The following is a 10,766-nucleotide window of genomic DNA, read 5'->3' as shown; positions in this document are numbered from 1 at the left end:
AGGCCAACAAAGGCGAGCACAAAAAAAGGCCGCACTGGATCACCAGGCGGCCACAAGTCGTCTTAACCAAAGGAGATGAAGCGGAGCCAGAGCGACGGCTTCCGGGAGTGTTGCAAAACCGCCGCCTATGGAATCTTCATCGGGGAGAAGCCTATCGCCGATCCTCCCGAATACCGCATCGAAGTCGTTGATAGTGATCATCGATCAGCTTGAATAGTGCATCTGCAGGCAGGGTGATAACTCTAAGCGCGCCCTCTGGGCCGGGCCTTACCTCGATGTGAGGCGCGTTGAAAACAGCACACCAACACCGGGAGCACTCATGCACAAGAAGCACTGTCTCGCGCTGGCTTGCAGCCTCGCGCTGGGCGGGCAGTTGGCTCATGCCAGCAGCCAGTCCGAAGCCAACGGTTTCGTCGAAGACGCCAGCCTCAATCTGTTGCTGCGCAACGCCTACTTCAACCGTGATTACAAAGACAACATCAACGACGCCAAGACCTGGGGCCAGGGTTTCATCGCCACCTTCGAGTCCGGCTTTACCCAAGGTACCGTCGGCTTCGGCGTCGATGCCTTCGGTCTGCTCGGGGTCAAGCTCGACAGTGGCCGCGGCCGCAACTATCGCGCCTTCTTCGACACCGATAGCGAAGGCCGTCCGGTGGACGACCTGTCCCAGGCCGGCGGTGCGGTGAAACTGCGCGTCTCCAATACCGTGATCAAGTACGGCAACCAGTTCCCTTCCCTGCCGGTACTGGCTCATGACGACAGCCGTCTGCTGCCACAGTCCTTCACCGGCACGCTGGTGACCAGCAACGAGATCGAAGGCCTGGAGCTGAACGCCGGCCGCTTCACCGCCGACAGCCCGATGGGCGACTCGGCGCGCGACCCCAATCGCCTCAAGAGCATCGACGTGCTCGGCGGCAGCTACGCCGTCAGCGATGACCTGAGCCTGGCGGTGTATCACGCCGATCTCGAGGACATGTACAAACGCTACTACGCCAACGTCAATTACAACCTGGCACTGGCGGCCGATCAGGCGCTGAACTTCGACTTCAACATCTACCGCACCAAGTACGACACCGGCTCGGTGGCCGCAGTCGATCTCGGCGGTGACGGCCAGGGTGATCGCAACACCATCTGGAGTCTGGCGGCCAAGTACAGCATCGGCGCTCATGCCTTCATCGTCGCGCATCAGCGCAACAGCGGCGATGCCGGCTTCGCCTACGACTACGGTGATGGCGGCGCCAGCATCTACCTGGCCAACTCCTACTACTCGGACTTCAACCTAAAGGACGAGCGCTCCTGGCAGGCCAGCTACGAGCTGGACTTCGCCGAGTACGGCGTGCCGGGTCTGCGCTACAAGTTCGCCTATGTACGCGGTGACAACATCGATACCGGCAACGATAACAACGGCACCGAGCGCGAGATCTTCAACCAGATCGGCTACACCATCCAGAGTGGCGCCGCCAAGGATCTGCACCTGCGTTTGCGTAACTCCATCTACCGTTCCAGCACCGATGTAGGGCCAGATCTCAACGAGATTCGCGCCTTCGTCGAATACCCGCTGAGCATCCTCTGATGGTCGCTGCCCCGGCCTTGGCCGGGGCAGTTCTCAACCACGCAGAGCTTGCGCAACGGCCCTGGCGGCATCCTCGATGGCACGCTCTTCATAAGGCGCAAAGCCCATTACCAGTCCCGGCCCTCGCGGATTGACGCAGTAACTTGCCAGTGGCAGCGCGTCGATACCGGCAGCCTGCAAACGCGCGAAAGCGTCTCGCTCGTTCTCAACCTGCAAACGGCAGGCGATATCCATACCCGCACGAATTTCCGGCACGTCGATCAGGCCTTGCCAATGCTTGTGCGCGGCGTCGGCGAAGGCACCGGCACGCGCTGCATAAATTTTGCGCATGCGCCGTACGTGACGGTCGAAATGCCCCTCGTGGATGAAGTCGGCCAGCACCGCCTGCGCCAGGCTGTTGGCGTGACGTGACATCAGCGCCGACGCGCGAGTGAAGCTTTCCACCAGGTGCTCAGGCAGCACCAGATAGGCCAGGCGAATCGAGGGAAACAGCAGTTTGCTGAAGGTGCCAGCCATGATCACCGAGTGCTCGGCGCCTAGCATCGAACGCAGTGCCGGAATGGGCTTGGCGATAAAACGATACTCGCTGTCGTAGTCGTCCTCGAAGATGTAGCTGCCCTGCTCCGCTGCCCACTTGAGCAAGGCTAGGCGGCGTGCAGGCGACAGTTCACCGCCGAGCGGCGCCTGCCGTGAGGGGGTGACATATGCAAGCCGAGCGCTTGCTGCCAGGTGTATGCCCTCGTCCACCTTGAGGCCGGAGCTATCCACCGGCACGTCCACTCGTGTCACGCCAGAGATATCCATCAACTGCCGTGCACCGGGATAACCCGGATCTTCCATCCAGACCTGGGCGTCACCGGGCGCCAGCACACGCAGGCATATATCCAGCCCCTGTTGCACGCTGCCAAGTACCAGGATGCGCTGCGGTGAAACCTGTACCCCACGGGCGATGGCCAGGTAGCTGGCGATGGCCTCGCGCAACTCAGGCAACCCTGCCGGATCGGAGTCGAGCAGCATGCTCAGGCGCGAGCTACGCAGTTGCTGCGTGTGCAACTTGCGCCACAGATCGATGGGAAAGGCCTTGATATCACCACGGTGAGGAAAGAACGGACGCAGGCCGGTTGGCAACGTGCGCCGAGAGAAAATTGGCTCGATTTCGGTCAGGCGCTTCATCCAGGGCGTATCGGGCGCTGTGCGCTTTGCCTCCACCTCGGCCACCACCTTACGCCGGACGTATCCGGCATTCAGCGTCGGGTCCGGCAATACCTCACTGACGCGCGTGCCGCTGCCGGTGCGTGCTCGCAGATAACCTTCGGAAAGCAGCTGCTGATAAGCCGCCTGTACCGTGCCGCGCGCCAGCTTGTAGTGCTCGGCCATGGCCCGCGTGCTGGGCAGTTTACTGCCTGCTGGTAGGCGCCCGCCCAGAATCGCACCGCGCAGCGACTCATACAGCCATCCCTGCAGGCTGGCTCCCTCCTCCGGCGCTCCCAGAGGCAGAAAGATAACTTGTGGTGGCGCTTTTTCGACTGGCATAAGGGCTCCAAAGTGGACCATTTATCTTTGTGGATATTGGATCAATACATTGATCCAAAACAACCACACAATCGATCCCGTCGACAGCCAACAGCTTTCTCTCCAACTACGGGAATTAACGATATGAAACAGCAGATCCTGATCATCGGCGCCGGTTTTGGCGGTATGTGGAGTGCGCTGAGCGCCGTTCGCCTGCTTGACCAGCACCAGCGCCTGGATGTCGCCGTCACCCTTCTCGCCCCTCAGGCCGACCTGCGCGTGCGTCCGCGCTTCTACGAAAGCGACCTGACCACTGTCGTTGCCCCGTTGGGGCCGTTGTTCGATGCGGTCGGTGTGCAATTCGTGCAAGGCAGCGCTACGCGTATCGATACCGCAGGCAAGCGAGTGATCTACCGCGATGCGAGCGGCGCCCAGGCCGAACTGAGTTTCGACCGGTTGATTCTGGCCTCCGGTAGCCAGGTCGCCCGACCGCCACTGGCCGGGATTGATCGCTTCGCCTTCGATGTCGACAGCCTGGAGTCGGCACAGCAACTCGAAAACCACCTGCAGAGCTTGCGCGACAAACCCGCAAGCCAGGCACGCAATACTGTCGTGGTAGTGGGCGGCGGTTTCACCGGTATCGAAACGGCCACGGAAATGCCGGCACGACTGCGCGCCATTCTGGGCAAGGAGGCCGATGTGCGGGTAATCGTCGTCGACATGGGTAAACAGGTCGGCAGCGTCATGGGTGAGCAGATCGCCTCGGTAATCGCCGAAGCCAGCGATACCCTGGGCGTGACCTGGAAGCTCGGCAGCCCGGTTTCTATGGTCGACGAGCATGGCGTGCAACTCGACAACGGCGAACGTATCGAAGCCAGCACCGTAGTCTGGACCGTCGGGGTTAAGGCCTCACCGCTGACGCAGCAGATCGATGGCGAGCGTGATGCTCTCGGACGCCTGCACGTCGACCGCAACCTGAAAGTGCTTGGTCAGGACGTCATCTACGCCACTGGCGATACGGCTTATGCCGCGGTGGATGATCGTGGCAATCATGCGCTGATGACCTGCCAGCACGCGATAGCTCTCGGCCGCTCTTCCGGCAATAACGCTGCAGCTGATCTACTGGGTGTCGAGCCGATTCCCTACAGCCAACCCAAGTACGTCACCTGTCTGGACCTGGGCGCCTGGGGTGCTGTGTTCACCGAAGGCTGGGAGCGCAAGGTAGTGCTGACCGGCAAGGAAGGCAAAGAGCTCAAGATGCAGATCAATACCCAGTGGATCTACCCGCCAGAAGCCAAGCGCGACATCGCCCTCGCTGCTGCGGACCCGTTGATTCCTGTGGTCGCCTGATCGCTGAAATATGCCCAGGGCACTGGCAGCCCTGGGCATACCATGCTCAGTCGCGGTAAATCTGCACCTGCAGCTTCGACGGCGGATCTTCCCCTTCAGCCTTTAACCATTCGCCTGGCGGTTGCCCGATTTGCTGGGCAAAGGTACGCGAGAACGACGCCTGCGATGCGTAGCCCACCGAGTCGGCGATCACCTTGATCGGCATTCCCTCACGCAGTAGATCCTGCGCCACCTTCATGCGCCAGGCCGTCACATAGGCCATGGGCGTCATGCTCATCACCTCAGAGAACAGCGCTGCAAACTTGGTACGCGACATCTTCGCCAGCTCGGCCAGACGCTCCACGCTCCAGGCCAGCTGAGGTTCCTGGTGAATGCAGATCAAGGCAGGCCCCAACTGACTGTCCTGTAGCGCGTATAGCAGACCGCTGGTAATGCGTCCTTCGCTCACCGCACGACGTACCAGCAGGACGAAGACGTATTCGAACAGCAGGTTCAGCGCCTTGCTCCGACCCGGTGCCGGCGTACGGAATTCGTTGACCAACGAACCGATCACCGGCCCAAGCTGCTCCAAGGCGCTCAGCGGAAACACCAGGGTTTCCAGGAGGCCCAGCGGAAATGGTTGCTGACCTGAACGTCCGAACTGGAACGAGGCGCAAATCAGATCTACGCCGCCTGGCTGGTGCGCGCGCAGCTTGTAACAGCAGGTGCTGGGGCAGAACAGCACGCTCGGTTCACTGATCGCGATGCGCGGTTTGTCGGCATGCACCATATCCAGTGCACCCCGCTCGATCACGTGAATAAAAGCCATGCCAGGGGGCTTGTCCAGCACCAGGGTACCGTCCACCGGGCCGGCGAATAACAGTCGCCCTTGCAGGCTCGTGCGCTCGAAGAACTCGGAAAGAACATCCATATTGAGAACGACCTGATCAAGATTCTTTGCGTTGGTGAAAGCTCAACCGGAGGTAACTCATGGGTTGAACTGTCGTCGATTGATAGACAGTTCAACCCGTGAAAATTCCAATGACTTTTCACCCAAAAAAGAATCATCCGTGATTTATTTCGCGGATTTTTACAGACCAAACCCAGGGATATTCGTCCACCACAGCGCACGCTGATCAGATCAGTCCATAAGAATGACCATCGCCTTCTGACAGGGCCTGCATCTTTGCTCGCTCCTCCATACGCTGGGCAATTTCTTCTTCGACTGCCTTCTGCTGCTCAGGTGGTAGCGCCTCGATCTCCTCTTCGGTCATGCCAATTTCCTTGAGGATGCTGTCGCGCATCTTTTCGGCCGGGGTCATCGCCATATAGGCCTTGAATGCCTCCAGTGCGGCGTTACTGCCCTCGTCGCCCAGTGGTTTTTCCACCTGCCCCGAACTGACCGATGTATCGACCTTGCCGTCTGACGCGTTCTGCAGCGCGACACGCAAGCGAGCAAAGCCCTCCTCCGTCGCCTGCCTGGCGCGGAACTCGCGCTCGGACTCGGCGTTAGCCGTGCGCGTGGTCTTCTCGACATTGCGCGCCAACTGGGCCAACCCGCCCTGCTCCTCACCGGGTTTGTTGCGAAACCCCGTCAGCGATATGCCACCGTAACTGCCAATACCTCCAATCGTGCTCATGCCGTGCTCCTTGACTGAGTTGCAATTGCCAGGCGCACTGAATCAAAGCGCATGCCAATTTATTAGGCGCACTTAACCAATTGAAAGTATTGAATATTTAGATGGACAAGGATGATGACGAGGCAAGCCCTTGCCGCTGGTGGCAAGGGCTTGCAGGGGCAGGCTTAGTGCTGACCGCTCATTTGCCGGAAGGCATCGAGCAGTGCCTGACTGAGATCGACCGAGGAGAACTTGGTCAGCACCGCGTTGGCACCGACCGAGCGTGCTTTCTCGGTATTCATGGTGCTGTCCAGCGAGGTGTGTAGTAGCACATAGGTATCGGCGATATCGGGGCTGCGACGAATTTCCTGAACCAGGCTGTAGCCGTCCATCTCCGGCATCTCGATGTCCGAGACCAGCAGCTCGAATGGCATGCCGGCCTGATGGTATTCATGCAGTTGTTGCAGGGCCGCCTGGGCGCTGCGCACTGCGGTGCAGTCGAGCCCCAGTTGGCGTAGCACGTTGAGGGTCTGTTGCAGCGCAACTTGCGAGTCGTCGACCAACAGCACACGGCGGCCTTGTAACAGGCGTGCGTCCTGGCCATCGAGCAGTTGCCCAACGGGGGCCTCTTCCAGTGCCGGGGCGATATCGTGCAGCACCTTCTCAATATCGAGAATCTGCACGATGGCGCCATCGATCTGGGTCACGCCAGTGATGAAGGCCCGATTACCGGCGCCGGCAGGTGGCGGACGCACGTCGCGGGTGGAGCACTGCACGATACGTTCGACACTTTTCACATGCAGGCCCTGACGCGAGCGACTCAGCTCGGTGACGATCAGGCAGCCATCGTCTTCGTCAGCCGCACCGCGTTCGCCGATGGCGCGCGCCAGGTCGATCACCGTCATCGCGGCGCCGCGCAAGGTGGCGATGCCGCGAACATTGGGGTGACGATTAGGCAGTTTGGTCAAGGCCGGACAGGGAATGATCTCATTGACCTTGAGCAGGTTGATTCCCAGCAGGCGGCCGCTATGCAAACGAAACAACAACAGCGATAGCGCGTCGCCAATAACCATACTCATGCAGCTTTCCTTGAACGAACAGTAACCCTACCGGGTATAGCGACCAGCTGGCTGCAGACTTTAATCCGCAGCCAGTTTCAGGGCCACCCGCCCACGGTTCGGGCAGGTCTCCATGTAGCGATGCGCGTCGACGAAGTCTTCGAAGTCGAACACCTTGTCGATCACCGGCGTTAGCAGACGGTCTGCCGTCATCTGGTTGATATGCGTGAGTGCGCGTTGCACAGCATCATTGTTCGGCTCGATCCCCAGTTCCGGGCAGCCAGTGAAATCCAGCACGCAGTGACGGAAGAACTGCAGGTGCTTCTTGAAGGCTGCGCAGGCAGGGAATGCCGTGTCGTTGCCGCCATTGATGCCGTACAGAATCAACTTGCCGCGCGGTGCAGCGATATCACCTAGCAGCTTCATCTGCGGGCCGGCGCACTGATCGAGAATCACCTCGACACCCTTGCCCTCGGTGTAGCGCTCGACTTCCAGAACCAGGTCCTGCTCTTCGGTCGTGATCACCTTGTCCGCACCCAGGCCACGCAGGAACTCGCGATCTTCCGAGGAACTGGTGGAGACGATGACCTTGGCGCCTAGTGCCTTGGCCAGTTGCACGGTCTGCGGCGCCATACAGTGGCTGGCCTCGGTGATCAGCACATGCTGACCAGGCTTGAGGTGCGCGAGATCGATCAGCGCCAGATAGCCGAATAGCAGGCTGGTGTAATGCACGCTGGCCTCGACCGGGCTGAGCACGTCGGGATATCGGGTCAGGGCGTGGCTGGGCATCAGCACCAGATCGCCCCAGGTCGGATAACGGTTCGGCGTGCTGGCAGGGAAACCGGCAACGGCGGTGCCCACGTCGAAGTCGCTCACGCCATCACCCAGCGCGGCCACAGTGCCGGCCAGTTCAAAGCCAGTACCGGCCGGCAGCTTGGCCTGCTCGGCCGCCAGGTTCTGCCGCCACAGCACGTCTTTCCAGCCCAGGCCTACGGCCTGAACGCGCACCAAGACTTCGCCAGGGCCGGGCACAGGCGTCGGAACCTCTTCGTACTGGAGCACATCGGCATCGCCGAACTTATGAAAACGGATCATGCGGGACATCGCTTACCTCGAGCTTGATCGCGGATTAACACTTCAATGACTGTGGACTCTATCCGCTGTGCGGCGGCGACACTATCAGACTCTATCGATAGTCTTCATGCCTGTCAGTGATTCAGCAGCTTTCAATCCGCTGCACACTGCCCGTACTATTGCCCGGGCAAAGGCTCTCATTTGCAGCGCCGTGCTGACAAGGCCCGTATCCCTCGAATGGTACCCGGATGAACCGCAACGACCTGCGTCGCCTCGATCTGAACCTGCTGATCGTCTTCGAGACCTTGATGCACGAGCGCAGTGTGACGCGGGCTGCAGAGAAGCTGTTTCTCGGCCAACCCGCCATCAGTGCGGCGCTGGCTCGCCTGCGTACCCTGTTCGATGACCCGCTGTTCGTGCGTACCGGGCGCAGCATGGAACCGACCCCGCGCGCGCAGGAGATCTTCGCCCTGCTCTCGCCGGCGCTGGACTCGATCTCCACCGCTGTCAGCCGCGCCTCAGACTTCGATCCAGCTACCAGCAAGGCGGTGTTTCGCATCGGCCTGTCCGATGACGTCGAGTTCGCCCTGCTACCCGCCCTCCTGCGCCGTATGCGCGCTGAAGCCCCTGGCGTGGTGCTGGTGATTCGCCGTACCAACTACCTGATGATGCCGGGGCTGCTGGCGTCGGGCGAAATTTCGGTGGGCGTTGCCTACACCGAGGAGCTGCCGGCCAACGCCAAACGCAAGATTCTCCGCCGCAGCAAGGCCAAGCTGCTGCGTGCCGACACCGTACCCGGGGCACTGAGCCTCGACGACTATTGCGCGCGCCCGCATGCGCTGGTGTCCTTCGCAGGGGACCTTACCGGCTTTATCGACGATGAGCTGGCCAAGGTCGGTCGCGAACGTCACATCGTACTGGCCGTTCCGCAGTTCAACGGCCTGGCGACCCTGTTGGCGGAAACCGATATCGTCGCCAGCGTGCCGGATTACACCGCCGCCGCCTTGACCGCGGCAGGCGGCCTGCGCGCCGAGGAGCTGCCGCTGGAAACGCAGACCTTCGAGCTGCACATGGCCTGGCGCGGCGCCCAGGACAATGACCCGGCCGAGCGCTGGCTACGTTCGCGCATTCAGATGTTCTGCGGCGACCCGGACAGCCTCTGATAAATATCTGGAAATGCACCATCCAAGTGCTTTCAGGAACCTTGGCGCACCCTCATAGATCGAAATTGATATAAGTCCGTCTTTTATCATTCCCGATGATATTCAAATTCATGGCATTCGATTCGTAGCCCTCCAAGACTCGTCGCAGACTCCGCCAATCCACAAATCCGACTGGCGGAGTCACCCATGGAACAGCAGCACAAGAACATCTGGATATTCCCTCTGGCCCTCGCCGGCGTCCTCGCACTCAGCGGCTGCGAACAGGCTGCGCAGACTCAGGCGCAAATGCCCGCACCCAAGGTCAGCGTTGCCGAAGTGATCGAGCAGCCGATCAACGAATGGGACGAGTTCACCGGGCGCCTCGAAGCACCACAATCCGTCGAAATCCGCCCACGCGTCTCCGGTTACATCGACAAGGTCGCCTTCAACGAAGGCACGCTGGTGAAGAAAGGCGATCTGCTGTTCCAGATCGACCCACGTCCATTCCAGGCTGAAGTCAAACGTCTCGAAGCCCAGTTGCAACAAGCTCGGGCCAGCCAGGCTCGGGCTGCCAACGAAGCCCGCCGTGGCGAACGCCTGCGTCAGAGCAACGCCATCTCCGCTGAGCTGGCCGATGCCCGTGCCAGCGCCGCCACCGAAGCTCAGGCTCAGGTCGCTGCGATTGCCGCCGAACTGGAAAACGCTCGCCTCAACCTTGGCTTCACGCGCATCACCGCGCCCATCGATGGCCGGGTCAGCCGTGCGGAAATCACCGAAGGCAACCTGGTTGGTGCGGGCGAAAGCCTGCTGACCTCGGTGGTTTCCACCGACAAGGTCTACGCCTACTTCGATGCCGACGAACGCGCCTTCCTCAAATATATCGAGCTGGCCCGTCAATCCGGCGCCGACGCCCGTGGTGCCAGCCCGGTTTACCTCGGCCTGTCCGATGAATCCGACCACCCGCACCTGGGCCAGTTGGACTTCCTCGACAACCAGGTCAACCCGCGCACCGGCACCATTCGTGGCCGCGCCGTGTTCGACAACCAGGATGGTCGCTTTACCCCGGGTCTGTACGCGCGCCTGAAACTGGTGGGCAGCAAGCCCTACGCCGCCACTCTGATCAAGGACGAAGCCGTCGGCACCGACCTGGGCAAGAAGTACGTGCTGGTGCTGGGCGACGACAACTCCGTGGCCTATCGCTCCATCGAGCTGGGGCCGAAGCTCGAAGGCTTGCGCATCGTGCGTAGCGGCCTGAGCAAGGGCGAGAAGATTGTCGTCAATGGCCTGCAGCGCGCCATGCCTGGCTCCACCGTCGATCCGCAACCCGTATCCATGGCCGATGACAGCACCCTCGAACAACTGGCCCGCATGCGCCAGGCCGTCGATGGCAGCCAGGCCCCGCGTGTTGCCGCTGAAAAAATCGAAGCTCGCTCGCCGCGCGGCTGATCAAGCCCGCGCG

General features: G+C 61.0%; 9 protein-coding genes. 4 read left to right on the top strand and 5 right to left on the bottom strand.

The window, feature by feature from the left end; translation table 11 throughout:
• The first annotated feature begins 319 nt into the window (after positions 1–319).
• Positions 320–1,573: an OprD family porin gene (locus tag CDO35_RS09330; protein WP_099524120.1), complete on the top strand. Its 1,254-nt coding sequence runs from the start codon at positions 320–322 to the stop codon at positions 1,571–1,573.
• Positions 1,574–1,606: 33 nt separating this feature from the next.
• On the opposite strand, the gene pdxR is transcribed toward CDO35_RS09330, so the two are convergent.
• Positions 1,607–3,106 (bottom strand): MocR-like pyridoxine biosynthesis transcription factor PdxR, encoded by a 1,500-nt coding sequence (gene pdxR, locus CDO35_RS09325; protein ID WP_099524118.1) that lies wholly within the window; start codon positions 3,104–3,106, stop codon positions 1,607–1,609.
• Positions 3,107–3,229: 123 nt separating this feature from the next.
• Between pdxR and CDO35_RS09320 the strand changes: the two genes are divergently transcribed.
• Positions 3,230–4,435 carry an NAD(P)/FAD-dependent oxidoreductase gene (locus tag CDO35_RS09320; protein WP_099524116.1) on the top strand — a complete coding sequence of 402 codons (1,206 nt, stop codon included), beginning with the start codon at positions 3,230–3,232 and terminating at the stop codon, positions 4,433–4,435.
• A gap of 46 nt (positions 4,436–4,481) precedes the next feature.
• Here CDO35_RS09320 and CDO35_RS09315 read toward each other — a convergent pair whose 3' ends face one another.
• The 4 genes from CDO35_RS09315 to CDO35_RS09300 form a co-directional block, all read right to left on the bottom strand.
• The gene (locus tag CDO35_RS09315) at positions 4,482–5,345 is read right to left on the bottom strand and encodes a helix-turn-helix transcriptional regulator (protein ID WP_099524113.1); all 864 of its coding nucleotides are present in this window, start codon (positions 5,343–5,345) and stop codon (positions 4,482–4,484) included.
• A 205-nt stretch (positions 5,346–5,550) separates the two neighbouring features.
• On the bottom strand, positions 5,551–6,054 hold the full coding sequence (locus CDO35_RS09310) for a hypothetical protein (protein WP_099524111.1): 504 nt from the start codon (positions 6,052–6,054) through the stop codon (positions 5,551–5,553).
• Positions 6,055–6,218: 164 nt separating this feature from the next.
• Complete coding sequence (locus tag CDO35_RS09305; protein ID WP_099524109.1) at positions 6,219–7,112, bottom strand: chemotaxis protein CheV; 894 nt, start codon at positions 7,110–7,112, stop codon at positions 6,219–6,221.
• 60 nt (positions 7,113–7,172) lie between these two features.
• Positions 7,173–8,195: a zinc-dependent alcohol dehydrogenase family protein gene (locus CDO35_RS09300; protein ID WP_099524106.1), complete on the bottom strand. Its 1,023-nt coding sequence runs from the start codon at positions 8,193–8,195 to the stop codon at positions 7,173–7,175.
• 218 nt (positions 8,196–8,413) lie between these two features.
• Between CDO35_RS09300 and CDO35_RS09295 the strand changes: the two genes are divergently transcribed.
• Positions 8,414–9,328 (top strand): LysR family transcriptional regulator, encoded by a 915-nt coding sequence (locus tag CDO35_RS09295; protein WP_099524103.1) that lies wholly within the window; start codon positions 8,414–8,416, stop codon positions 9,326–9,328.
• Positions 9,329–9,514: 186 nt separating this feature from the next.
• Positions 9,515–10,753, top strand: a complete 1,239-nt coding sequence (gene mexE / locus CDO35_RS09290) for a multidrug efflux RND transporter periplasmic adaptor subunit MexE (RefSeq protein WP_099524099.1) — start codon at positions 9,515–9,517, stop codon at positions 10,751–10,753.
• Positions 10,754–10,766: the final 13 nt, after the last annotated feature.

This window comes from Pseudomonas sediminis, assembly GCF_002741105.1.
In the GTDB taxonomy this organism is placed as follows: Bacteria; Pseudomonadota; Gammaproteobacteria; order Pseudomonadales; family Pseudomonadaceae; genus Aquipseudomonas; species Aquipseudomonas sediminis.
The sequence above is the reverse complement of the archived record's forward strand: the minus strand, read 5'-3'. Positions and strand labels throughout refer to the sequence as shown.

What these genes read in the sequence shown, in the direction of transcription:
- CDO35_RS09330 (WP_099524120.1), top strand. Translation starts at nt 320, where the DNA reads ATGCACAAGAAGCACTGTCTCGCGCTGGCTTGCAGCCTCGCGCTGGGC.
- pdxR (WP_099524118.1), bottom strand. Translation starts at nt 3,106, where the DNA reads ATGCCAGTCGAAAAAGCGCCACCACAAGTTATCTTTCTGCCTCTGGGA.
- CDO35_RS09320 (WP_099524116.1), top strand. Translation starts at nt 3,230, where the DNA reads ATGAAACAGCAGATCCTGATCATCGGCGCCGGTTTTGGCGGTATGTGG.
- CDO35_RS09315 (WP_099524113.1), bottom strand. Translation starts at nt 5,345, where the DNA reads ATGGATGTTCTTTCCGAGTTCTTCGAGCGCACGAGCCTGCAAGGGCGA.
- CDO35_RS09310 (WP_099524111.1), bottom strand. Translation starts at nt 6,054, where the DNA reads ATGAGCACGATTGGAGGTATTGGCAGTTACGGTGGCATATCGCTGACG.
- CDO35_RS09305 (WP_099524109.1), bottom strand. Translation starts at nt 7,112, where the DNA reads ATGAGTATGGTTATTGGCGACGCGCTATCGCTGTTGTTGTTTCGTTTG.
- CDO35_RS09300 (WP_099524106.1), bottom strand. Translation starts at nt 8,195, where the DNA reads ATGTCCCGCATGATCCGTTTTCATAAGTTCGGCGATGCCGATGTGCTC.
- CDO35_RS09295 (WP_099524103.1), top strand. Translation starts at nt 8,414, where the DNA reads ATGAACCGCAACGACCTGCGTCGCCTCGATCTGAACCTGCTGATCGTC.
- mexE (WP_099524099.1), top strand. Translation starts at nt 9,515, where the DNA reads ATGGAACAGCAGCACAAGAACATCTGGATATTCCCTCTGGCCCTCGCC.